This is a genomic window from Paraburkholderia sp. RL18-101-BIB-B (assembly GCF_046026985.1).
Taxonomy (GTDB): Bacteria; Pseudomonadota; Gammaproteobacteria; order Burkholderiales; family Burkholderiaceae; genus Paraburkholderia.
The window spans coordinates 1-24,931 of sequence record NZ_JARESV010000042.1; the positions used below are offsets into that span (position 1 = coordinate 1).

Here is a 24,931-nt window from a genome sequence, read left to right on the forward strand (position 1 = left end):
TTCCGCGTCAGGTAGCGGTTGAGGGACTTCAGCTTGCGACAGTCTTCCAGATCTAAACGGTCAGCGGCACAGATGCGGATGCGACGAGCCGAATTGACGCGACCGACATGAAGGTGACAGTTGCGCCGGCGTGCGAGCAATCCCCACGCTTCTGCCGTTGCTTCTTTCCACTCAGTCGATCCGCCGATGAAAATCCCAACGACGGGCGACAGGAGCGGCGCGACGTCCTCCAGTTGCATCCCGTTCTGCACCGCGATGAGCAGCTGTGACGGAATTCCCCGAAGACGTTCCTTCCAGCGCAACGAGAAGTCGAGCGACGCGAGACCTCCCTGCACGATGTCCGGGAGGACGATCCAGTCCGCGCGCTCGCCGAGCTTTTCGACGACCGCCAGAAACGCGGATTCATCGAACGGCTCGCCACGCTGATACGCAGTCCACGCGCCGTTATCAATCGCATAGCGCATACCCTCTGTGCGATGTTCGCCTTTGGCCGAGACCAGAAGACGCCAGTCCGCATCGGAGAGGGCCTCGAGATTGCGACGCGTCCCCGTACGGCTTGCATAGCCCACCATCGGCGGGCGATGCATGGTCAGACGTTCCTCGATATCGGGATCGTCATCGGCACTGCCGTCAACGCAGTAGTAATCGGCGTAGGCCATGACAGCCTGTGCCCATCCCTGCTTTTGACCGACCGCATACGCCGAAAGCCAGCTCGGCTCGGTAAGCGCCGCACTCATCACGCTGCCCCCCGGTCGGGCGTCGGTCTGCCACCGATGACGAGAAATTCCTTCTCTCCCGCCGCCCGCTTCATGTTGCGCACCCACGGACGAACTTCATTCGGACACGTCTGCTGACCCTCGATGTACTTCATCGCTTCAGCTTCCGTCTCGAACTGTGCGGGATATGCGCCAAGAATTGCTGCTTCGAACATAGAAACTCCACAAGTGAATGCGGAGCGACCCCGGCGGGATCGCTTACCCGCGGGGTAAAAAGATGAACAGCTAACGCCTTAACGGGCGTGAAACGTCTTCATACAAAAGCCGCCGCACGTATCCCGCAGGGCATCGACTCCCCGGCAAGGAAGTCGGGGACGACTAGCCGAAATACCAACAGTTGCATTGACGAAGCGCGACGTGCTTCATTTGCAAGACGTAGTGCGACTCCATCGCGCCCCCGTCTTCCGCGTAGACGCGCGTGCAAATCGCATGAACGACAGTCAGCAACTTGACGACGGCCTCGCCAACAACGCAGTCGGCTTCAATGCCCGCGATTTCTGGGCTAAGACCACACCAGAATTCGGCGTTGATGGCTTCGCGCACGGTGTTCGCCTTGCGCGGCGCGTCTTCTTTGTAATTGTCCAGGTACCCTTCGACGACGAACGCTAACGCTTCGTCGAACGTGACACCTTCGGCGTAGGCTTGGGCTTCGGAAATCAGGTTTGCGGCAGGTTCGCCTTCGAGAAAGAACACACTTTCGTCGGGAATGCCTTCCAACGACCGCGCGTCAATGTGTAACCGGTCGGCGTCCGCTTCGGAATCGATGATTACGCCCGCGTCTTGCATGCGCATTGCGGCGGCTTTGATTCGCTGTGCAGTGTTCATGTTCGACGCCTCAAGAACAGGACTTTGGATGGGTCGCCGGAGATGAGACCATCCCGCTGGCAGGGGATGTCGACGGATGCTTTGAAAAGGCCGCTAGCTCTTCGACCATCTGGCGATAGCTGATAAGGCCTTCCTGCTGTTTCTGCATGATCGCCGCACGACGTACTCCTACCGCCCAACGGTTAGTCGATCCGACACGATCCAGCGCTCCTGGATCGGTCACGCAATAGCCCATGCGAAGCATGTCTTCGACCGCCTCTTCGATGGAGTCGAAGCATAGATGGCCAACGAATCCGTCCTGGTCGAACTGTTGAATGCGCCACGCCTTTACGCCAGACGAATCCGGAAGCACGAATGCCCAGGAGTCGCGGTCCTTGATGCGGCACTCAATCCCTGCCGGGTGACCGTCAAACGCTGAAATGAGACCGTGGTAGGCAATCTGCAGGGGACGGGCGACTTCGCGCAAGTGACGCGCGAAATCTGCAGGCAAGTCTCTCGTGGATGCCCGGCGGACATGTTCCCAAGAACGGGAGCGGTAGCGCGGTGTGTGAGGAATGCTCTTCATGAAGGCTCCAGTTGACCGAGAGCCCTCCCCGTGGGAGAAAGCTCCCATAGGGACAAAATGAAAAAGGTCCGTTGCCGGACCAGTCGATGCGCCTGTGGCGCGGTGAATTTCCTTAGAGTAAGCCCACCGCTGGGGCCCGCTCCCGTGAAAAGATGCTGAAATTGTGGCGTCTATCGACCGAGGCTTGATGCTCTACCAAAGCCGATCACCAGCCGTCGATGGGGCTCGCCTCCGAAAGCGAAAACGCGGAATCGCCATCGCTATATCCGGCGCATCAACCACCACCCGACGAATGCCTTGTGTATGGTCGGTACCTGCATCGGATACTTTGCGCGCCGCGGACAAATAAAAAGCCCGCCGAAGGTCCCGTTGGGGGACACGCGGCGGGCGGGTTTTCAGGTTGATCGATTACATGCTGAGCGACGGCGAACCGTGCTGCTGATCCACCTCGGCCGAAACCGACAGGATTTTTCCATTCGTTGTTCCTGGCGGTCCGATCTGAACTGACGCGTAATGCAGTACGCCGCTGACGGCGTCTACAAGGACCGTGTTGTCTATCCCTTTGCTGAACCCGTCTGGCAGCAAGCGAATCCATACGCCGTCGTTCTCAAACACCGTCATGAGATTAATGTCTTCCTTTGCCAAGGAATACGGAACCTCGACGCGATCGCCTTCTTTCAGGTTAGCAAGCCACACACGATGGACATCATCTGGCGTGGGCACCATTTTCCGACCCGCGACACAATCTGCCGCCCAGTCATCTTGAGGAAAATCCTCCTGCATGACATCCGTGACTTCGGCGACGAGATCGTGGCGCTTCGCCGCGATATAAGTGGCCAAATCGCGTCTCGTTACGCCGTCTACGTTGCCTGACCGTACCGAACTGATGACGCGATACACATCCACCTTGCGCAACTCGCCGATCGAGTCAGCAGAGATCTTGATGAACTGTTCAAGGTCTGTGAAACACTGCTTCTGATTGGCAGCTTCGGGCGACAAGGTGCCGAGTTCAGCAGTATTAATTTGCATGCTCATGCAATGCTCCGGAAAAGTACGGAGCACGCCCCTACGGGGCGTGTCCCGTAGGGGTCGTAAATCAAGGGCGCTGCGTCCGCTTACGCGGCCCGCGGTTCGAGATGGTTGCTCGCGTGCACCGTCACCCACCTGCCTTCGACAAGGACGTCACGCAGGAGCGTGCCGTTCAGGACGTAGGTGTGCGTGGTGCCAACGCGCGGATTGCAGCGACGAACCGAAAGCGTTACCGCTTCGGTACGTACATGAAAATTTCGATTGAATGACATGGCGTTCCTCGTTGTTGAAACGGCGAGAAAACGCCCCTGTGGTTCCTATACCTTAATCACGCATTTTTGATAGGGCTAATGGTTTTCCGCTTTACCAGCGAGGAGTTGTACGCACTCTTGTGATGTATGTATGAATGCATCGTAAGACATGCAAACGCTAGGGATCGGTGTTTACACCGGTCCCTTCATTCCGACGTGTGCTCTGTTCGCCGAATTGGAGCGTCCACAATGACCACTCCGGACTGCGGATTCGACCGGCCGATTCCGACGGATCGATGGAACCGCTCAGCCGGCATGCGAAGTCGCAAGGCGGTCGACCGTAGCCGACCCTGAGCCGTCGCTCGAACTCGCGAGATTGCAACGACGGCTTTCAAGTTACAACCGCCACTGGCGAAGACAAATTGCGAACATGCCAACTGACATTAGGTTGTTGCGCCGAGCGCGCCCTCCCCGATTTTCGCAACATCCCATCTACCCACCACGCACCATCCTTTTTGAAATCTAAAGTTTTAAATCCCAAAAGCTCGAACGCGGTGGCATCGGGAATTCGGCGAATATCTGCCGGTCGCCTAGAGGATCAAAGAGTTACCAAGCACCCTTGCGGCTTGGTGCAATGGTTCGAAATATCGCTCAGAAGCCTCTTGTTCGGTAATCAGATTCCCGTGAATGATGATGTTCAGCCCCGCGACATAATTGCCCGCGCTGTCGCGGACCGGGACAGCGATCGAGCACAGATGAGGTTCAATTTGCTCTCTCGTGAACGCATAGCCATCCGCGCGGGCCTTCTGAAGCAGCACGCGCAATTCATCGGGGTTGGTGACCGTATGTTTGCTATACGCTTGAAACCGGGTGGTTTTCAGGTAGCTTTCCAGTTCGGATTCCGGCAGCTGAGCAAGTAGAGTCCGGCCGATCGAAGCGCAGAAGGCTGGCAGGCGTCGACCAACGTTTAGCGCCGGCGAAAGTACGCGGGAAGAGACCGAGCGCGCGAGATAGACAATCTCGTCGTTATCGAGCACGGCTAGCGCGCATCCGTGTTCCAGCGTCTCACCTAGTCGGTCGAGGATTGGCTGAGCAAGTACCGCGACCGGTGAGGTCGATAGGTAAGCATGTCCGAGCGTCAAAATCCGAGGGCGCAAATAAAAATGCTTGGAGTCGTCCATTGCGGCGAAGCCGAGCTTGGTCAAGGTGTACAAACTGCGGCGAGCTGCCGCCCGCGGAATTCCAGTGAGGTAGCTCACTTGGGCGATTGAAATCCGCTTGCGCTTCTCCGACAACGTGAGAATCACCGCTAGCCCGCGCGCCAGCGCAGTCACGAAATCCGGGTCATCACTAAATCGCTCAATCGCGCCCGCCAGGTGTGAGTGAGGATCGAGCAGCCCCGCGCCCAGCGGCGATGGAGCGGCATTCTCGTTGTCTTCGGCAAGGTCTGAATCGGTCAATGACTTCATATAGCTTGGTCCCAAACAGTACGTGCGAATTCGGCGCTCGCGGCGAGACAGATGCTCTCGTCTTACGAAACCGTCTGCCGCCCCTGCTAGATGGTGACACGAAAGTGGGCGTATGTCGCACACTTTGTCGATAAGCGCCCACTTTTGCTCGCAGGAAGCGGTTAGCATTCAATCAAACAGCGGGCGGAACTTCCAAACTAAAACAGTCGCCCCAGCAGTAAAGAAAAGCAACCATGACCGAGCGGCGTTGACGTCGCCCAGAAATCAATACGATAGGAGACGGCAGTGCAACAACTAGACCATTCCCGGCACCGAGGTATGTGTCAAAGCTCCACATGCGCTTATGCAGCGGTGCTGCAGCGTCCCTGACATTTTTCGGCATCGACACATCGTAGCGACGGACGTCCTTTAATAAGGCTTTCCTGCTTTCTTCGAGATCGCTTTTTTCAAAGGAGAAAGCACGCCCTCGTCCAGCAACTACAAGTCACTATCCGAATCTATTAATTTGTGGAATTTAGGATGACTAAAAACATTTATAGTCGCTTCGGTCAAGGACGGCCAATCGACATCGTGTGTCTCGGCCGTCTCGCTGTCGACCTCTATGCGCAGCAAGTCGGCGCGCGCCTGGAAGACGTGTCGAGCTTCGCCAAATACCTTGGCGGCTCGTCGGCAAATATCGCTTTCGGCTGCGCGAGGCTCGGGCTCGCTTCATCTATGCTCGCTCGTGTCGGCAACGATCATATGGGACGATTCCTGACCGAGACGTTGGCCAACGAAGGGTGTGACGTCAGTCACGTGCGCGTCGACGACGACCGGTTAACCGCGCTAGTTCTTCTGGGGCTGAAAGACAGGGACACGTTTCCGCTCGTTTTCTATCGGGACAACTGCGCCGACATGGCAATTGACGAGTCCGACTTCGATGAATCTTTCATTGCATCGTCGAAGGCCCTTCTCATCACCGGCACTCACTTTTCGACGGACCAGGTGAATCGGGCGAGTCGCCGCGCGCTCGACTACGCGCGCCGCAATCAGGTCCGCACGGTGCTCGATATCGACTATCGGCCGGTATTGTGGGGATTGACCGCGAAGGCAGACGGCGAGACCCGGTTCGTGGCGAACGACAGCGTGTCGACGCATATCCAGAGCATCCTTCCCTTGTTCGATCTCGTCATCGGAACCGAGGAAGAATTCCGGATCGCCGGCGGAAAGCACGATCTGACTGAAGCGCTCGCCGCCGTGCGAGCCGTGACCGAGGCGACGCTCGTCGTCAAGCGCGGACCGCTGGGCTGTCAGATCGTACACGGAGACGTACCGGCGTCGATCGATGATGCGCCGATCCATGGCGGCGTCCAGGTCGAAGTCCTCAACGTGCTCGGCGCCGGCGACGCATTCGCGTCCGGGTTCCTGTCAGGCTGGTTGCGTGACGAACCCCTCGAAGCCTGCGCGCGCAAAGCCAACGCGTGCGGCGCGCTCGTCGTGGCGCGTCACGGATGCGCGCCGGCCATGCCGACTCCCGCGGAACTCGATTACTTCCTCGAAACGGCAGAGCTTACGCCTGACCGAATGGCGAGGCCGGACCTGGACGCGAAGCTTGCACGTCTGCACCGCGTGACGCCGGCGCGCACTGAATGGAGCGAGGTGCTCGGATTCGCCTTCGACCATCGTCCGCAGTTCCTCGAAATGGCACGGCAATCCGGAGCAGACGAGGCGAGGATCGCCGTGCTAAAGCAACTCTTCGTCGAAGCCGCGTCGCAGACCGAGAAACATCTCGCCCTGGGAGGCAGGATCGGCGTGCTGATCGATGGCCGCTATGGTCAGGATGCGTTGAATGCCGCAACCGGGCGCGGATGGTGGATCGGACGTCCCGTCGAATTGCCCGGTTCGCTTCCGCTCGAATTCGATCAGGGAAGATCCGTTGGGACGACGCTGATCGATTGGCCGCGAGAACACATTGCGAAATGTCTCGTGCAATACCATCCGGATCACCCCGCCGAGCTCAGACTCGAGCAGGAGGCACAAATCCAGGGGCTATACGAAGCGGTCAAGAATAGCGGCAACGAACTGCTGCTTGAAATCGTCGTTCCGAAGAGCGGTCCCGCAATCCAGGATGACACTGTTTATCGGGCGCTCGCCCGCCTGTACAACATCGGAATCTTTCCCGAGTGGTGGAAGCTCGAATCGATGAGCGCCGCTCAGTGGCGCGCGATCGACAGGCTCATTGCCGAACGTGATCCGTATTGCCGGGGTGTCGTGCTGTTGGGGTTGTCCGCGCCCATCGACAAGGTGTGCGACGGCTTCAAGGCCGCGGCGGCTTCGACGACTTGCCGGGGTTTCACGGTCGGCCGCACGATTTTCAATGAACCGAGCCGCGCGTGGTTCGCCGGAGAAATCGACGATGACGAATTGATCGCGAGAGTACGCACAACCTTTGAGACGTTGATTGGCGCATGGCGCGCCGCGCGTGCCGATGCGGCAAGGCAGGCTTCTCAGGAGTGCGCGGCATGAATCAGCGTGAACGCCAGCCCGAAGCCATGACGCAGGAGCCTGCACGGGGCACCATTCGTCTCACGGCAGCGCAGGCGCTCGTGCGCTATCTCGTCGCGTTGCGCACCGATGCCAACGATACGCTGTTTGGCGGCGTCTTCGCGATCTTCGGGCACGGCAACGTCGCCGGCATCGGTGAAGCGCTCTATCGGCACCGTGACGTGCTTCCGACTTACCGGGCCCACAACGAGCAGGCGATGGCGCACAGCGCGATCGCCTATGCCAAGGCACACATGCGCCGGCGCATGATGGCCGTTACCACGTCGATCGGCCCAGGCGCCACAAATCTGGTTACCGCCGCGGCTCTCGCGCACGTCAACCGGCTCCCGGTGCTGCTTCTCCCGGGCGATATCTTCGTCTCGAGAGCACCCGACCCGGTCCTGCAACAGGTCGAGGATTTCCATGACGGCGGCCTTTCGGCTAACGACACGCTCAAGCCAGTGTCGCGCTACTTCGACCGCATCGTTCATCCGGCGCAACTGTTGAGCGCGCTGCCGCGTGCGATCCGCGTCCTCACGGATGCTGCGATGTGCGGCCCCGTGACTCTGGCGCTGCCACAGGACGTTCAGGCAATGGCCTACGACTACCCGACGTCGTTCTTCGAGCCTCGTGTCGTCGAGTTTCATGCGCCCGCCGCTGTGGCTCACGAAATCGAGCGCGCGGCACAATCGCTGCGTGCCGCAAAGCGCCCCTTGATCGTGTCCGGCGGCGGCGTACTGTATAGCGGAGCCGCCGATGCACTGCGTCGTTTCGCCGAACGGCATGGCGTCCCTGTAGCCGAAACGCAGGCGGGGAAAGGCGCCCTTGCATGGGATCACCCTCTCTTGCTCGGCGGCGTCGGCGTGACGGGCGCGTTGTCGGCGAACGAAGCCGCTGCCGAAGCCGATTGCATCCTTGCCGTGGGCACCCGGCTGCAGGATTTCACGACAGGGTCGAATGCCCTGTTCTCCCGGGCACGCCTCATCAGCATCAACGCGAACGCATTCGACGCGATTAAGGGAAACGGTGTCGAAGTTCAAGCCGATGCCCGCATGGCCCTTGAAACGCTCGGCGCGGCGTTGGCTGAATGGCGCGCTCCGTTGCAGTGGACGACAGATGCGCAGCGGCGCGCTCAAGGCTGGCGCGATACCGTCGCGCGCGTGACGAATACCATGCCGGACGAGCGCTTGCCCAACGAAGCCGAAGTCATCGGCGCCGTGCAACGCTCCAGTGCGCGGTCTGTACACGACGACATCGTGGTCTGCGCCGCGGGAACGCTGCCGGCGGACCTGGAGAAATTCTGGCGTACGAGCACGCCCGGCGGCTACCACATGGAGTACGGCTATTCATGCATGGGTTACGAGATCGCTGGCGGCCTCGGCGCGAAGCTCGCCCGCCCGGAGCGTGAAGTGATCGTAATGGTCGGCGATGGCAGCTATCTGATGATGAACAGCGAACTCGCCACCTCGGTGATGCTCGGCGCGAAGCTGATTGTTGTCCTGCTCGACAACCGCGGCTTCGCGTGCATCAACCGGTTACAGCAGGCGTGCGGGGGCGCGCCCTTCAACAACTTGATCGACGACTGTTGGCAAGGGCCACACGGCGCCCCGCACATCGACTTTGCCATGCATTCGCGATCGATGGGCGCCCTCGCCGAGCGCGTTTCCAATCTGAACGAACTCGAAGCGGCGATGCAGCGCGCACGTTCCGCCGATCGAAGCTACCTCATCAGCATCGACACCGACCCCGGCCGCCCGTCGAACGAAGGCGGCTGCTGGTGGGAAGTCGCGGTCCCCGAGGTTTCCGAACGCGATGCGGTACGCAGTGCACGAGCTACCTACGAGGCCGCACTTGCATTGCGGGCGAAGGTCGAGAAAGGAGAACAACGATGAGTCTGTTGGTGAAAGCGTCCGTCGAAGGGCAAACCATTAGCCGCGTGACGCCGGAGTCGGCTAGTTGGAAGCATGTCGGATTCGCCGCCTATCGTATCGAGCGAGGCAACCTTGTGACGATCGACGAGCCGCAGCGCGAAGTGTGCATCGTGGTGCTGTCGGGAACGGTGACTATCGAGGCGGGCGACGAGCGCTGGGAATCCATTGGTACGCGCCAAAGCGTTTTCGATGATGAAGCTCCCTATGCGCTCTATCTTCCTCCAGGGATCACCGCACGCGTGCGCGCCGAGGGCGCGGCCGAAATCGGCGTTGCCAGCGCGCCTGCAGCCGGTCTTTATCCGCCGCGTCTGATCACGCCGGGGCAAATGAAACGCTCGACGCGCGGCACCGGTGCGAACACGCGCTATGTATGCGACATCCTTCCGCAAACGGAAGTCGCCGAAGGACTTCTGGTGGTCGAAGTCATCACACCGAGCGGACATTCGTCGAGCTACCCGCCGCATAAGCATGACCATGACAACGTGCCCGTAGAAAGCTCGCTCGAGGAGACTTACTACCATCGACTGAATCCACCTCAGGGCTTTGCGTTTCAGCGTGTCTATACCGACAAGCGCGATCTCGACGAAACCATGGCTGTTGAAAATCATGACGTCGTGATGGTGCCACGCGGTTATCACCCGGTGGTCGTTCCTTATGGCTACGACAGCTACTACCTCAACGTCATGGCAGGCGACAAACGCTCCTGGCACTTCAAAAACGACCCGGAACACGACTGGATCGCCGTGCGGGACAACGCTCGGATCGACGCGGTCGGATCGAACAAGGAAGCATCATGAGCAGGCTAAAGCTTGCGGTCAACGCAGAGATGACGTTTCCGGCTTTACCGTTTTACGAACGAGTCGGGCGTTTGCATCAACTCGGCTTTCGCGTAGGTCTCTGGAGTCTGGACGGCTACGACGTCGAGCGCCTCGCAAGCATAGGAGCGACCTACTCCATGATCGATGGCTTCGGCCGTGGAAATCTGGCATTTCCCGATGCCGCCGACGCGATGATCGCATCCATCACCGAGCAGATTCCGCTTGCCAAGGCAATTGGACGACCTCTTCTGAATCTGCATGGCGGCAAGCTGACCAAGGATGGTCCTGCGATGAATCCGATCTCGCATGTGACCGGCGCGATGTGGATGAACGCGCGAAGCACGCTGTGCCGGATCGCCGAGTTAGGCGAACAGCACGACGTCGATTTCACGATCGAAAACCTGAATCCGCTGGATCATCCGGGAGTGCCGTTTCACAGTGCGCTGGACATTCTTGCCCTCGTCAAGGCAGTCGACAGCCCTCGCATTCGGATCAACCTCGATCTCTTTCATGCGCAGAAGGACGGCGGAAATTTGATCAATCTACTCGAGAAGTGTCGAGGCTTCGTCGGAGAAGTCCAGATCGCCGATGTTCCCATGCGCGATGTTCCGGGCCGGGGAGAAATTCATTATGCGAATGTCGTCGAAGCGATGGTAAGGCTCGGATACGACTGCAGCGTTGGCCTCGAAGCTTTCGCACCCGGTGACTGCGAGGCCGAACTGGCGAGATTCAGATCGATCTTTTCGGCATATCACGACTGACTCGCCACACAAAACCAGAGCATGAGGAGCATCGGATGAAGATTGGCGCAATCACGAACCACGTCAGCGAAGACCTTGAATACAGCCTCAAGGTCTTGCGCGAATTGAAGCTGCCTTACGCGGAGTTCTGCGGCGCGTGGAATCTTCCGGCTGGTTGCCACGACGATGTGCAAACCGAGAACATCGTGCGGCTGATCAAGGCATCGGAGTGCCCTGTTTCGGCCGTCTCGCCGCGGTCGTTCTACATGCTCCCGGCACTCACGACCGAAGCCACCGACGACGACTATCAGCAGGACCTCGACGCGTTCCGCAAGTCGATCGCGCTGGCGAAGCGGCTTGGCACACGACTTGTTCGCGCGATGCCGTTCCAGCGGCCACCCGTCATCTTCGGTGCGCACGGCGCCGAGCGCTTTCTCGCCAATCAAAATCGGGCCTGGCCGAAGCTGCTCAAGCTGTATGAAGAGCCATTGCGCATTGCCGAAGAGAACGACATCGTCATAGCCGTGGAGACGGGCTTCGACACCATGCTCAGTTCCTGCTCGCTGGCCGCACGCATGGTCAGAGAGATGGGATCGAAACATCTGCGCATCATGCTCGACACCGGTAACAACCTCTATTCGACCGAGACACCGTATCCGGAAGCGTATGACCAGATTCGGGACTATCTCGTGCATATCCAGTTGAAAGACGCACGCGTGGATGTCAAGAACGGCTCGGTTGAATTTTGCGCACTCGGCGATGGAGACCTCGCCGAATATCTGGTGCCACTCGCCGAAGCGCTCCGCGCGGACAACTTCGACGGCGTCGTTTCTCTTGAAAACGTGTACCGGCCAGAAGGCGATTCGCTCGAAGAAAGTTTCCGTCGTTCAGTCGGTCGATTCATCGAAGTGTTCGGCTCCGCCGTCTAATTCTTCGGTTCACCGCGAAGCTCGGACGAGCGTCGCGACGGAACCGCAATCACGTAGTCGCGGGTTCAGGTCGATCCAGCACGTTCTGGTCTTCTCCGGCAGGAAATTCATTTTATTAGGAGTATTGAGTCATGAAGAACATTGGCGTGGTAGGTCTTGGAAATATGGGTATGGGCATGGCAAAGAATCTCGTCGCCGGAGACTTCTCTGTCACAGCCTACGACATGAGCAAAGAAAAACTGGCTGATTTCGTCGCCTGTGGCGGCAAAGCCGGCACCGACGTTGCGGCAGTCGGCGCATCGTCGGATGTCGTCTTCGTGATGGTCGTGGACGCGCGCCAGACCAAGGACGTGCTGGTCGGAAACGGCAAGCTTCTCGCCGCAATGAAACCAGGTTCGGTCGTGGTGTTGACTGCCACCATCGGTAGTCCCGCGGTTCGCGAGATGGAAGAAGCCGCAAAGGAATTCAAGATTCATGTTATCGATTCACCAGTATCCGGCGGCCGAATCGGCGCGGATGCCGGCGAACTGACGCTCATGATGTCGGGCAATAAGGAAGCCTACGAGATGTGCCTCGATGCCTTCAAGGCCATCGCGAAGAACATCAACTATATCGGTGAGGAAGTCGGCAAGGGTCAGGTGATGAAGGCTTGTCTTCAGGGTCTTGTCGGTTGCATCTACTCCGGCATCTTCGAAGTGCTTGCACTCGGTGTTAAAGCTGGCCTCTCCGCTGAGTCGATCTACAACGTCATCGGCACGAGCGTCGCCAACACGCCGATTTTCCAGAACACCGTGCCCGCGATCATGGAGCGCAGGTTCACGGGCAGCGGTTCCAACATTTACAACACCTACAAGGACTTGACCATCACGATGGCGCTCGCGCAGGAGCACGGCGTACCGATGATGGCTACCGGCGTGGCGACACAGTTCTTCCAGGCGGCCAACACCCGCTATCCGACGGACGACAACCAGTGCCTGATCAAGCTACTCGAAGAAGTAATCGGCGTTGAAGTGAAGAAAGCAACTACGTGAGCTTTTAAGCGGCGGGACAACAGTTGGAGGAGATGACAAATGAGCACGTCAACAGAACGCGTTTCAAGCAACAGGTCTCAGGTCAACAAGGCAGCAGCCAGTGGCTGGATGGGATCCGCACTGGAATACTACGACTTTTTCGTCTACGGCTCTGCCGCGGCGTTGTTCTTCCCGCAGTTGTTCTTTCCCAAGGGCAATCCTACGGTCGCGATCATGACCTCGCTTGCGACCTATGCAGTCGGCTTTCTCGCGCGTCCGTTCGGCGCGTTCTTCCTCGGGCACTGGGGTGATCGCCACGGTCGCAAAAGCGTGCTTGTATTCTCGATGATCCTGATGGGGATTTCGACGGCTTGCGTCGGGTTGCTGCCGACTTACGAACAAATCGGCGTCTGGGCGCCGGCAATGCTCATCGTGCTGCGCCTGGTGCAAGGCTTCGCGCTCGGCGGAGAACAGCCCGGAGCCAATTCCATGGTCCTGGAACATGCTCCATTTGGACGCCGTGGCTTTTATGGCAGCTTCATCGCGCAAGGCACGCAGGCAGGACAGATTCTCGCAGCCGGTGTGTTCCTGCCGCTCCTCCACTTCATGCCGCAACAGATGTTCTATAGCATCGGCTGGCGGATTCCGTTCCTGTTCTCGGTAGCCATCGTGATCGTCGGTCTCTTCGTGCGAAGGAAAGTCGACGAGACGCCGGAGTTCACCAAGGAGGTCCGGTCCGGTCAGGTGTCGAAGGCGCCGATCCTCGAGACGTTCCGCTTTGCGTGGCCGGATATGCTGAGAGTCATCGGGATGGCGCTCGCCTACGTCGTCCCGGCGACGATCACGGTGTTCGGCGCCGCTTACGCCGCTCAGCCGGCCTATGGCATCGGCTTTCCGAAGGAGCTGTTCCTCTGGATTCCGGTACTGGGGAACGTGATAGCCGTCATCACCATTCCGTTCGCTGGCATTCTCTCGGACAAGATCGGCCGTCGTCCGACGTTCGTCGTCGGCATGATCTGCTCCGGCATCGCCACCGTGCTCTATCTCTACGCCATTAGCATCCACAGCATGATGCTCACATTCATCGTCTCGATGATCGCGTGGGGCGTAGTGTATCAAGGCTACAACGCCATCGTGCCGAGCTTCTGGCCGGAACTCTTCCCGACGAGATTCAGGGTTACCGGCAATGCAATCTCCCACAACATCGGTGTCGTGCTGGGTTCGTTCATTCCGATTCTGCTCGTGGCCGTCGCGCCGCCCGGATCGTCGAACATTCCGCTGAAGGTCGGCTCGATTGCCTTCGCGGTCGCCTGTCTCTCCGCGTTCGCCGCATGGAGTGCACGGGAGACTTACCGCATTCGCATGGAGGACCTCGGAAACAAGCATGCGGTACCGGTCGACGAAATCGAATATGAACGCATTCGCATCGAAGCCAGCCGGAAGATTGCCGTCTAGCCAGCCGTTTGCCGAAGGGCATGGACACTCCTGATCCATGTGTGGAGTGCAACACGAAGATCCATCGTTTAGACAGGAGACGCTAGATGGCAGCAGAAGACACTAGATCCGTTCGAATCGCGGTTGCCGGTGCTGGGCTCATTGGCCAGGAACACATCAAGAGAGTGCTTGCGGTGCCAGGCGCGCAACTGGCGGCTATCGTTGACCCTGCACCAAAAGCGAAAGAGCAGGCAGAAAGCCTCCAGGTATCGTGGTACCCGGATCTCGAGGTCATGTTGGCCAAGGAAAAGCCGGATGGCGTCGTCATCGGCTTGCCGAACCAGTTCCATTTCAAGGCTGGCATGGAGTTGATCAGACACGGCGTGCCGATGTTGATGGAGAAGCCCGTCTGTGAGTCCGTCGAAGAAGCTATTCGGTTCGCCGACGCCGCCGAGGTTGCCAACGTCCCGGTCCTCGTTGGTCACCATCGCCGTCATAGCCCACTCACACAACGCGCGAAGTCCATTATCGACTCAGGGCGTCTGGGCCGCATCACCGCGGTTCAAGGATTCTGCTGGTTCCTCAAGCCAAAGGACTACTTCGAAGGCAAGACCGCGTGGCGCGGGCAGCCCGGTGCCGGCGTACTGCTCCTCAACCTGATTCACGTCATCGACGACCTTCGTAACCTTTGCGGCGACATCGAAAGCGTGCAGGCATCGTCCTCGAATGCGGCTCGCGGCTTTCCGGTCGAGGATACGGTCGGCATCATCCTTAGATTTCGCAATGGTGCAATCGGCACGTTAGCGATTTCGGACGCCGCTGTGTCGCCTTGGAACTGGGAGATGACCGCCGGCGAGAACCGGGCCTTCCCGCGAACCGATGAAGCCTGCTACTTCGTGGCCGGCATGGAGGGATCCCTGTCGGTGCCGCGTCTCGAGCTATGGCACCACGGATCGGACTTGAGCTGGTGGTCGCCTCTGCGCTCGGAGCGGGCTTCAATTCCGGAGCAAGACCCTTTCACGTTGCAGTCGACCAGCGACCCGCTCACGAATCAAATGCAGCACTTCTGCGAAGTCATCCGTGGGACAGCAAAGCCGCTGCTCGACGCACGCGGCGCGGCGAAGACGCTCGCGGCGACCCTCGCCGTGAAAGAGGCCGCGGCAACAGGCTGGATTGTGCCGCTTTCATAGGAGCCGTTGAATGAACGCCTTTTGCCCTTCCATCACTCGTCTGCCGCGAACGATAAAGAAGCAGCGTCATCGAGGCAAGCGAGAAAGTCTCGTCGACGGACTCAACCCTTGCAGAGGTTATCAATGAAGATCGGACTTGTTTCCGACAGTCTGTCCCACCTCTCGCTGAGCGCTATGCTGCAGGCGGCACAGGAGATGGAAATAGCGGGCGTGGAGATAAACACCGGCAATTGGTCATCGGCGCCTCATATCGATCTTGCGGGATTGCTCGCGAGCAGTGGCAAACGACGCGCATTTCTCGATGCCTTCGAAGATCGCGGGCTTTCCCTGATTGCCCTGAATGCCAATGGAAACCCGCTCCATCCGACGGACGGGGATCGACAATCGGCTGTGGTCCGCGACACCATCCGACTTGCCGCCGAGCTGGGCCTCGACAGGGTGTGTCTGATGTCGGGCCTGCCAGGCGGTGCACCGGGAGATCGCATGCCGAACTGGATCGTGTCTTCCTGGCCGCCAGAAACGCAGCAGATTCTCAATTGGCAATGGAACGAGGTCCTGTTGCCGCATTGGACGTCGCTCGTGAGGTTCGCGTCGGATCATGGGATAACGAGTCTGTGCCTCGAACTGCACGGCAATCAACTCGTCTACAACGTCCCCACACTTTTGAAGCTTCGAGCGGCGGTGGGCCCCGTCGTCGGCGCGAACCTCGATCCGAGTCACCTCATGTGGATGGGTGCGGACCCGATCGCCGCCGTCGATGCACTCGGCAAGGCCATCTATCACGTGCACGCGAAAGACACGGGGATCAATCCGACCCGGTGCGCCACGACGGGTCTGCTCGAAAATGGTCCGCTCGATGACATCGCGGCACGCGCATGGAGCTACATCACGCTAGGCTACGGTCGCCCGGAAGCATGGTGGAAAGACTTCTGCTATCGCTTGCGCATGAACGGCTACGACGGATGGATGTCCATCGAGCATGAAGACGTGCTGATGTCGCGCGTCGAAGGAGTTCGTCGCTCGGTTGCTCTGCTGAAGGCCGTTGCGCCGGTCGAGCGCGCCGACTTCGCACCGCAGTCAATCTGATTTCAGTGGAGCAAACCATGTCTGAACCTAAGCCCGCGATCCTGATCGGCTTGATCGGCACGAATCTGCAGTTTTCAAAAGCGCCGCAAATTCACATGCAGGAAGGAGAAAAATGTGGATTGCGGTACATCTATCGTCTGGTCGATCTGGCCGCCCTCGGCTTGAGCAATGACGCTCTACCTACTCTTCTTCAGGCGGGCGCACAACTCGGCTTCAACGGCTTTGCAGTGACGCATCCCTGCAAGGAAGCTATTCTGCCGCACCTCTCCGAATTGTCGAGTGACGCGCGGCTGCTGGGTGCGGTCAACACCGTCGTTCTCAAAGACGGCAGATCGATCGGTCACAACACGGACTGGTTCGGCTTTGCGGATTCGTTCCGACGCAACATGACAGACGTTAAAACCGACCGGGTCGTACAACTTGGCGCGGGTGGTGCGGGCAAGGCTGTCGCGCACGCACTGCTCGCCTGCGGGGTCGGCCACGTAAATCTCTGGGTTCGGAATCCGGATAAAGCGAAGCCTGTGGTCGACAGTCTCGCCGCGACTCATGGAGCCGACCGGATTAGTATCGTCGAAGACTTGACCGAAGCCCTCGCCGGCGCGGACGGCCTCGTGAATGCGACACCTATTGGCATGGATGCACATCCCGGGTGCCCACTCCCAGCGCGTTTGCTACGCCCGAATCTGTGGGTGACCGACCTGATCTACTCGCCAGAAGAGACCGAACTTCTTAAAGCTGCTCGTCTGCTGGGAGCGCGGACAAATAACGGCAAAGGCATGTTCTTTTCGCAGGCCGCCGAGCAATTTCGTCTGTTCACAGGAATAGCCGCGGACCAGCAACGAATGAGAGAACACATGCAACTGCTGACTAGAACGCGGTAATGGAGTTTCGTACATTCGTAAGCCCGCTGGCTCTTTGGAAAATCGGCGATAAAAGCATTTTGCGGCAGCGAACGGCCGAATTATTAGGAAAGCCATCATCTGAACGTCAGGTCGACGCGCCGGGCGAACGTCCTTTGCTGGCCGATGACCGCCTGATGCGATCGGCATATTTCGACCCACAACGGTCAGATAACTTTCTCCAAACCGGTCAGTCAGCAGAATCAAGTTTTTGCAAACTCAAATGCCACTAAGCGGCCGTTGGCGACCTCAACGAATCGGCCACTACCTGCCCTTAGCTCGGCTCCAGTTTCCGGACATTCGAGGGCTAAGGGCTCTGAGACCACTCAGCAGAAAAGCGGCGCTCTCGGATTGATTGCGCCGCTTGCTGCTCGCCTTACGGCGTCGCTGGCCTTACAATTTGAATCAGCGCGTCAGCGCGCAACGACGAACTGAGGGCGCATGAAGATTGCCAAGGTCAAGATCACGAACTTCAAGTGTTACGAGGAGACCTTCACTCTCGTCTTGAACGACGGCCTGAACGTCATCGTCGGTGCCAACGAGTCTGGAAAGACCACGATCCTGGAAGCGATCCATCTGGCGCTGACGGGGCTCCTGCACGGCCGGCCCCTGAAAAGCGACCTGACAAGCTATCTCTTCAACTTGGCAGCACAGACCAAGTACGTGCAGAGCCTCGTCACCGGTTCTCCGCTGCCGCCGCCAACGATCACCATCGAATTGTTCTTCTCCGGGGATTCAAGCGAACTGGCTGAACTGGAAGGCGATGGAAACTCAGAAAAAATCAAAGCCAGCGGCGTGGTCTATCGCGTTGAATTCGACGAGGAGAACTACAAGGGGCCGTATGAGGCGCTGGTGGCGGCCGGCGAGCTGACCTCCATTCCGGTCGAGTACTACACGGCGACTATGCGCTCGTTCGCGCGCAAGGGCATCACCTCGCGCAGCATCCCGATCAAATCCGCCTTGATCGATTCATCGAGCGCCCGTTTGCAGAATGGCTCCGACGTCTATGTCTCTCGGATCATTCGCGACGTGCTTGAGGAGACCGAGCGGGCGTCGATTTCGCAGGCCCATCGAAAACTGAAGGAGGCTTTCGTCGAGGACAGAAACCTGCAGCTAATCAACGAGCGGATCACCAAGGCCGCCAAAATCAGCCAGAAGTCGGTCAGCATTTCGGTCGACCTGTCATCCCAGACCGCCTGGGAGAGCAGCCTCATGACGTACATCGACTTCATCCCGTTCCAGTATATCGGCAAGGGCGAGCAATGTGTGATCAAGACCAAGCTGGCTCTCAGCACCAAGAAGAGCGCCGAGGCCACGGCCATCCTGCTGGAAGAACCTGAGAACCACCTGTCGCACGCGCGGCTCAACGAACTGATTACCGACCTGACCGATCAGCACGGGCAGAAGCAGATCATCATTTCCACCCACAGCAGCTTTGTGGCGAACAAGCTTGGTCTCGATCATCTGATCGTGCTGCGTTACAGCAAGGTGGTGCGGATCTCGGAGCTGGAGGCCAGCGATTTCTTCAAGAAGCTGGCAGGATACGACACCTTGCGCCTAGCGCTGGCCCGAAAGGCAATCTTGGTGGAAGGCGACTCTGACGAGCTCGTCGTCCAGCGGGCCTATATGGACGCCCACAGCGGACGGTTGCCCATCCAGGACGGCATCGACGTTATCTCGGTCGGCACCGCCTTCCTGCGCTTCCTTGAGCTGGCGACGGCGCTGAAGATTCCGGTGGCTGTGGTGACCGACAACGACGGCGACACCGCCGCCGTCGAAAAGAAGTATGCCGCGTACAAAGGCGAAGCTCTCGTCAATATCTGCTTCGATCCCGTCGTAGACAGCGGATCTCTGACGGTTAAAGGCAAGGCGTTCAACTACAACACGTTGGAACCGAAAATTTTGAAGGCGAACAGTCTCGCGACCCTCAACAGTGTGCTGGGAACATCGGCGAAAACGGACGACGAGCTTCGCACCCATATGCGAGCCAACAAGACTGAGAGCGCTTTGTCAATTTTCAAATCAACGACCGCGATCGCCTACCCTGACTATATCAAGCAGGCCATCGCGCCGTGACAGGCGAGAACAAGATCGTCATCGCCGCGGCCGGCTCCGGCAAGACGACTTACCTCGTCGAGCACGCGGTCAAGATCAAGAGCGAGCGGGTCCTGATCACGACCTACACAGAGTCCAACGAGGCGGAGATTCGCCAGAGGTTCTTCGACCTCGTGGGTCGTGTGCCGGCCAATGTCGTGATCATGACTTGGTTTAGCCTCCTGATCACCCACGGCGTAAAGCCCTTCCAGGGCGGCCTGTTCGATTTTCCCCTCACGGGCATGCTGCTGGTCCAAGCGCAGTCGGGAATTCGCTTCCGCAACAACAAAGGCATAGCAGTGCCGTGGCCCGAAGAGGAGATCGGAAAGCACTTCTTCGACCCAACCGGCCGGGTCTATTCGGACAAGCTCGCGAAGCTCGTTATCCGGTGCAATGACAAAAGCGGCGGCGCCGTCATCGATCGGCTTAGCCGCGTGTTCCCCCACGTCTTCGTCGACGAGGTCCAAGACCTGGCCGGCTACGATCTCGACATTTTGGCGGCGCTCGCCCGCAGTTCCGCGCACTTGCTAATGGTCGGCGACCCGCGGCAGGTGACCTATCTGACCCATCACGAGCGCCGCCATGGGAAATACGCCGATGGCGGTATCGTCGCCTTCCTGAAGCAGGAGCTTCCCCGGAAGGTCGCTGTCGAGATCGACGAAACGAGCTTGAGCCGATCGCATCGCAACAGCGCCGCCATCTGCGCGGTCTCCTCGCGTCTGTTTCCAGCGCTTGCCGCCAGTCAAGCCTGCGAGTGTGTTGAGTGCCGCAAAGGTTCGCCGACGGGCGCAGGTGTCTTCGTCCTCAAGACCGCCGATTACGCGCATTATCTGGCGAGTGTCAGACCGATGCAGTTGCGCGATAAGATCACCAGTAGTGGCGTCGACGAGAGGTCACCCGCGATGAATTTTGGAGAATCCAAGGGGAGAGGCTTTGACCATGTGGTCATCCTTCCCACGGTGCCGATGCAAAAGTGGCTGGTCGACCCGTCGGCCGAGTTGAAGGCTCAGAGTCGAGCCAAATTTTACGTCGCGCTCACGCGGGGTCGCCTTAGCGTGGCCATCGCGATGAATTGGGGGGCCGCGCCCCTGCCTGCAGGCTTTTCGCTCTACGAGCGCGCGGCGCCAACGTAACGTCGGCCCCGTCCTCCGATCCGCGACGTTGGGACGCCGCTCGACTGTCTGGCCGCGCTCGGCACCCATAGCTGGCGCTGCGGACCAGCCTCCAATAGAATGGATCGCGACTGTTCCACTGATCCGCCGATTCCCAACAGATGCATTCCAAGCGCCGCGCAGCCCTCATCGAGACAATCGCCCAAGGGGTGGAGCAGGTGGGTCCCGAGTTCGAACGGTTCGCCGGGATCGTGATGGGCGCGCGTGCGCATGTGCGCATGACACATGCCGGAGTGAACCTTCGCGGCTATCCCGTTGCTGGCGTCGTCGACAGCGAGAGCGACGATGGCCAGGAGGCGGTCGAATATTCGGATCGCCGCGGGTATTTCGACGGGTCCATGGCAAAGGCCGAGAGGGATCTGCTGAAAGTTCTGGAGGACCGGCCGGCGGCCAAACAGATCTACTTGGTGGCTGGCGAGCGCGCTCGCCCCCAGAAGGTCGCCGACTTCAAGGCGCGAATCCGCGATTGGCCGCAGATGGCTGGCAAGGCTCTCTCTTTATTCGGCAGTGAGGAGATCGCGACCGAAATCGTCGATCATCTGCTGCTCAACGAGCAGATAGTCGGGCGGCTGACGCCCTATTTGTCCGATCTCCACCGCATTGTCGACGAGGAAGTGGCGGCGGCGCTGGTGCCCTCCTTGCCTTCCGACACTCTGGCGCGGCCGAATGTGGACGTCGAGATCGTGGCCCGCCTGGCCGTGCAACCCGTACTGACGATCGCCGGCATGGGCGGCCTGGGCAAGTCGGTCGCGGCGATGGCTTACGCAGACGCACATCGCGGTACCTACCAGATCCGCCTCTGGCTCGACGGCGACAAGATCAAGCGGGCCGAGAGCCTGCGGGCCTTTCCGTTGGTGCGGGCCGGCGACCCCCGCAACATCGCCAGCCTGCTCGAAGCTGGTGGCTGCCTGCTAGTCATCGACGACGCGCACCAGGATATCTCCGTCGAGGCCCTGACCAAGTACTGCGGCAAGGGTTCGCACGTGATCCTGACCCGCCGTCTGGCTCGACACGGGGCCTACGAGCCGCCGTTGCTAACGCGGGACGAAGCACGGGCGATATTGGACGCGTCCGGACCGCCCTGCCCGCCGGCGGTGTTCGAGACGATCTGGGCGAGCGTCAACGGCTACCCCCTATGCCTGAGCCTGCTGCGGGCCGCTGCCCGGTCGGGCGTAACCTGGGACGATCTGGCTGACGATTGCCGTGCGGTTGGTAAGCTCTTGGACGAGGACGGCATACGCCTGGTCGACAGGCTGCTCGACCGCTTGAAGAACCAGCTTCGGCAGGAGTTGTCCGTGTTTCTGTGGGCCGAACTGCCGGCCGTCGACACGGCTTTTCTCACCCACGAGGTCGCGCGGGTCGGCGTGCGGAACTTAAACGCCTATGGTCTGACGAGTGTCGATCGCGGCGGACTGGTGCGTCTGCACGACGTAGTGTTCGCCGCTCTCAAGAGCCTCGACTGGTGCGACGCGGCCCGATCAGCGAAGCTCGACCAGGCGCTTCAGGCCTTCATCGTTGAGGTCGCTAACGAACCGGGCCTGCGCCTGTGGACCCTCGTGCGCGCCATGATGCCCAAGCTCGAGGCCTTGGTAGCCGCCGGCCTCGACGAGGGTCCGTGCCTCTACGCCCTGCTAGAGGTATGGGAGCCGGACGAGGTACGCCCCGACCTCGTCGGCAACCCCGTGACCGAGGCGGCATGCTTGCGCCATGGTCCGCGTGGTCCCCTCGCGGTAATTACCACCATCGAAGCGGTGGAACAGCTCTTCCTGGTCGACAAGCGTGAGGGCGATCGCGTGGCGCGTAAGCGCTTGGAAGAGCGGATGCCGGTCTTCGCCGCCCTGGCCGCCTTGCCGGACCTAACGTCGCGCGAATTGGCCCAAATCCAGCATCACGAAGCGAAGGCGCTCAAGCGCCTGAACCGCCCGGCAGAAGCGGCCGAGCGGTTCGAGGCTGTCTTGGCAGGGCCCTTTCCCATGGACGAGGCGCGGCTGCAGCTAGTTACGATCTATAGGTCCGATCCAAAGAAGACAGCCGAGACCATCGCGCTGGTCAACGCGGTTTTCGCGCGATGGGGCGCGGGCGAGGACGTGACCTATTCGGTGATCCTGGGCCTCATCGAACGCCTGCCTGCCGGCGAAGGCCACTGGCGCAACGACATCATCGCCCGCAACGCTGAGGCGATCAAAACCACCATCGTCGAGGCCTCGAACCAAGGCGTTGGCCAAGGCCCGCGGGCTTTCGCCCCGCTGGGCCGGTTCATCTCCACCGAAATGCCCGACCTCTTCATGGACATCTTTCGCCAGATCCCGGTGCCGGTGCTCGAAGGTCTCGGCACCGACGCCGACCGCTTCGCTTGGGCAGAAATCTTCGCCGAGGCTGCGAGGATCCCGAGCGTGGACGCCGTGGCCCTGCGGGCCGAAGCGCTTCGTTTCTACGACGCTATGGTCAAGCCGACCGACTTCCACGCCCAGCGGCGCGCTGAACTTCTGATAGACATGGTCCGGGCGGCTGAGGCCGAGACGGTGCTGTTGGGCTTAGTGGAGAAGGAGTCAACGGCATGGGTCGAACGCCTGCTGGCACGCACGCGACTCGCACTTGGCGATCCTGCCGGGGCACTCGTGCGGATCGACGCGGCACTGGCACTGCTTAAGGGCGAACACTTCAGGAGCGAATTTCTGGAGCTACGCTACGATATCCGCTCGAAGCTCGGAGACGCAAATGCCCGGCAGGACCTGGAATACGCAGTCGCGGCGAGCCAGAAAAAGGCTGAAGGCCACAGGCTGTCCGCGCGACAAGGGCTTTAACTCGAAGGCTGAGATTAGACCGCGCCGCTGGGCTTCGTCGTTGGTCAGAGCAAGGAGTGGCCGGCTCCGAACCGTTCTCGACGAGATTGTTGGCATGCTACGGCAATCTGGGTTGCCGTCCAAAGGCAGACGCTGCCTAGGTCTCCGTTGGGCCGCGTCAGTCCGCTCTTCAAATCCATCGCGCGAAAGCGGCCAGTGACATTCCGCTGCCCGGAAGCGACCAGTCGCCAGTGCGTATTTCCGACCCCAAGCGGACCGCCGATCCCATGACTTGTCAACGGCGGCTGCCAAGCTATAACGGCCGGTCAGCCTGCGTTTCTCGCGGTCAATCTCGTCAATCCGCACGACGCGATGTTCGTCAACACCGATCCGCCCGGCTCGGACCTGCAAGACAGTAACAAGCCGATGCTCGGCAATGCGCGGCCGCCGGAAGACGCGCTCTATCAGCAGACGTGGGATCGTACGCCGCTCGCGGCCTCGCGCCATCAACCTTACGACGAACCTGGCAGGCCGCCTGCGCACGGCATGTTCAACGCGGCGCACGCGAATCTCGTCGGCGCCTACCCGTTCACCGACGAGCGCATCCGCACGTACCAGAACAACTACTTCAACTGTATTCGCGACTGCGATACCCATGTCGTGCGGCTGTTGCAGACCTTGCAAACATTGGGACTCGACGAACGCACGATCGTCGTGATGACCGCGGATCACGGGGACCACGTCGGTGCCCATCAACTGGTGGGCAAGGGCGCGACCGCGTATCAGCCGCAAAACCATGTGCCGCTGGTGATCCGCCACCCAGCCTATCCCGGCGGCAAACAATGCAACGCGCTGACTTCACATATCGACATCGCGCCGACATTGTTGGGACTGCGCAATCTCGCCACGGATCGCACGCGCAACGGGGAGCTGCTCCTCGCGATGAACAGCAAACTCAACGACATGATTGCGAACGAAGTGGGCGAGGACAGTCCGGATGTGATGCCGATTCGCGACGGCAAAGTGCAAGTGCAGATACGCAGGCACGGTTGAGCGGGCGGGGCGTGTGGTGCAGTCTGCAGAGACGTCGTGCCCGCCTGCGCATGTCAGTGTGTGGCTGCCATGCTCATAAGTCTCGTCCAGGCCGCCATCAAGCTTGACCGATGACTTCCTCACGCCGCTGGTTGCCCGGGCCAGCGGCCCCTGTCGAGCGTGGCGTCTGGGCGAGCACGGCCGTCGTTGGCGGTCCCAAGTCCATGACGGGGTTCGCGCAGTTGATGAAAATACGCATCATGCAGATCAACGCTTTTCGCGGCTTGCTCTACGAACTGCCATCGTGCGATAGACGAAGAGGGAACGCCCGTGGACCTACCAGACTGGGTAGGTTGCGGGCTCATGCGTCATCCC

At 59.8% G+C, this 24,931-nt stretch carries 21 protein-coding genes; 15 read left to right on the forward strand and 6 right to left on the reverse strand.

Annotation, left to right across the window (positions count from 1 at the left end):
- From P0D73_RS35830 to P0D73_RS35855, 6 genes are all read right to left on the reverse strand, one after another.
- On the reverse strand, nt 1–824 hold an 824-nt coding region (locus P0D73_RS35830; protein ID WP_408259439.1), incomplete at its 3' end, for a hypothetical protein.
- Nucleotides 825–1,094: 270 nt separating this feature from the next.
- Nucleotides 1,095–1,562 (reverse strand): hypothetical protein, encoded by a 468-nt coding sequence (locus P0D73_RS35835; RefSeq protein WP_408434965.1) that lies wholly within the window; start codon nt 1,560–1,562, stop codon nt 1,095–1,097.
- 49 nt (nt 1,563–1,611) lie between these two features.
- Complete coding sequence (locus P0D73_RS35840) at nt 1,612–2,166, reverse strand: hypothetical protein (RefSeq protein WP_408434967.1); 555 nt, start codon at nt 2,164–2,166, stop codon at nt 1,612–1,614.
- Between the two features lie 408 nt (nt 2,167–2,574).
- Nucleotides 2,575–3,201 carry a hypothetical protein gene (locus P0D73_RS35845; RefSeq protein ID WP_408259451.1) on the reverse strand — a complete coding sequence of 209 codons (627 nt, stop codon included), beginning with the start codon at nt 3,199–3,201 and terminating at the stop codon, nt 2,575–2,577.
- Nucleotides 3,202–3,281: 80 nt separating this feature from the next.
- A complete protein-coding gene (locus P0D73_RS35850; protein ID WP_408259453.1) occupies nt 3,282–3,467 on the reverse strand; it encodes a hypothetical protein in 186 nt (61 codons plus the stop codon).
- 569 nt (nt 3,468–4,036) lie between these two features.
- Complete coding sequence (locus tag P0D73_RS35855) at nt 4,037–4,915, reverse strand: IclR family transcriptional regulator domain-containing protein (RefSeq protein ID WP_408182352.1); 879 nt, start codon at nt 4,913–4,915, stop codon at nt 4,037–4,039.
- Nucleotides 4,916–5,434: 519 nt separating this feature from the next.
- Here P0D73_RS35855 and P0D73_RS35860 point away from each other — a divergent pair.
- The 15 genes from P0D73_RS35860 (at nt 5,435) to P0D73_RS35930 (ending at nt 24,577) form a co-directional block, all read left to right on the forward strand.
- Nucleotides 5,435–7,420 (forward strand): bifunctional 5-dehydro-2-deoxygluconokinase/5-dehydro-2-deoxyphosphogluconate aldolase, encoded by a 1,986-nt coding sequence (locus P0D73_RS35860; RefSeq protein ID WP_408259456.1) that lies wholly within the window; start codon nt 5,435–5,437, stop codon nt 7,418–7,420.
- Nucleotides 7,417–9,330 (forward strand): 3D-(3,5/4)-trihydroxycyclohexane-1,2-dione acylhydrolase (decyclizing), encoded by a 1,914-nt coding sequence (gene iolD, locus P0D73_RS35865; RefSeq protein ID WP_408259459.1) that lies wholly within the window; start codon nt 7,417–7,419, stop codon nt 9,328–9,330. The genes P0D73_RS35860 and iolD overlap by 4 nt, the downstream gene beginning before the upstream one ends.
- Entirely contained in the window at nt 9,327–10,166 is an 840-nt protein-coding gene (gene iolB, locus P0D73_RS35870) for a 5-deoxy-glucuronate isomerase (RefSeq protein ID WP_408182347.1), read from the forward strand. The genes iolD and iolB overlap by 4 nt, the downstream gene beginning before the upstream one ends.
- Nucleotides 10,163–10,948, forward strand: coding sequence for a TIM barrel protein (locus P0D73_RS35875; protein ID WP_408182345.1), 786 nt, complete (start codon nt 10,163–10,165; stop codon nt 10,946–10,948). Before iolB ends, P0D73_RS35875 begins: the two co-directional genes overlap by 4 nt.
- Nucleotides 10,949–10,983: 35 nt before the next feature.
- Nucleotides 10,984–11,856, forward strand: a complete 873-nt coding sequence (locus tag P0D73_RS35880) for a sugar phosphate isomerase/epimerase family protein (protein WP_408182343.1) — start codon at nt 10,984–10,986, stop codon at nt 11,854–11,856.
- Nucleotides 11,857–11,987: 131 nt separating this feature from the next.
- Nucleotides 11,988–12,887 (forward strand): NAD(P)-dependent oxidoreductase, encoded by a 900-nt coding sequence (locus P0D73_RS35885; protein WP_408182342.1) that lies wholly within the window; start codon nt 11,988–11,990, stop codon nt 12,885–12,887.
- 39 nt (nt 12,888–12,926) lie between these two features.
- Nucleotides 12,927–14,321 carry an MFS transporter gene (locus P0D73_RS35890; protein WP_408182341.1) on the forward strand — a complete coding sequence of 465 codons (1,395 nt, stop codon included), beginning with the start codon at nt 12,927–12,929 and terminating at the stop codon, nt 14,319–14,321.
- A gap of 86 nt (nt 14,322–14,407) precedes the next feature.
- Nucleotides 14,408–15,490, forward strand: coding sequence for a Gfo/Idh/MocA family protein (locus P0D73_RS35895; RefSeq protein ID WP_408259469.1), 1,083 nt, complete (start codon nt 14,408–14,410; stop codon nt 15,488–15,490).
- 123 nt (nt 15,491–15,613) lie between these two features.
- Nucleotides 15,614–16,576: a sugar phosphate isomerase/epimerase family protein gene (locus P0D73_RS35900; RefSeq protein ID WP_408259471.1), complete on the forward strand. Its 963-nt coding sequence runs from the start codon at nt 15,614–15,616 to the stop codon at nt 16,574–16,576.
- A 17-nt stretch (nt 16,577–16,593) separates the two neighbouring features.
- On the forward strand, nt 16,594–17,457 hold the full coding sequence (locus tag P0D73_RS35905) for a shikimate dehydrogenase (protein WP_408182336.1): 864 nt from the start codon (nt 16,594–16,596) through the stop codon (nt 17,455–17,457).
- Nucleotides 17,457–17,708, forward strand: a complete 252-nt coding sequence (locus P0D73_RS35910; RefSeq protein ID WP_408259474.1) for a hypothetical protein — start codon at nt 17,457–17,459, stop codon at nt 17,706–17,708. Before P0D73_RS35905 ends, P0D73_RS35910 begins: the two co-directional genes overlap by 1 nt.
- Before the next feature lie 208 nt (nt 17,709–17,916).
- A complete protein-coding gene (locus P0D73_RS35915) occupies nt 17,917–19,551 on the forward strand; it encodes an ATP-dependent nuclease (RefSeq protein ID WP_408259477.1) in 1,635 nt (544 codons plus the stop codon).
- The gene (locus tag P0D73_RS35920; RefSeq protein ID WP_408259480.1) at nt 19,548–20,702 is read left to right on the forward strand and encodes a UvrD-helicase domain-containing protein; all 1,155 of its coding nucleotides are present in this window, start codon (nt 19,548–19,550) and stop codon (nt 20,700–20,702) included. The genes P0D73_RS35915 and P0D73_RS35920 overlap by 4 nt, the downstream gene beginning before the upstream one ends.
- A 140-nt stretch (nt 20,703–20,842) precedes the next feature.
- Nucleotides 20,843–23,545: a tetratricopeptide repeat protein gene (locus tag P0D73_RS35925; protein WP_408259482.1), complete on the forward strand. Its 2,703-nt coding sequence runs from the start codon at nt 20,843–20,845 to the stop codon at nt 23,543–23,545.
- Nucleotides 23,546–23,839: 294 nt separating this feature from the next.
- A complete protein-coding gene (locus tag P0D73_RS35930) occupies nt 23,840–24,577 on the forward strand; it encodes a sulfatase-like hydrolase/transferase (RefSeq protein WP_408259489.1) in 738 nt (245 codons plus the stop codon).
- Nucleotides 24,578–24,931: the final 354 nt, after the last annotated feature.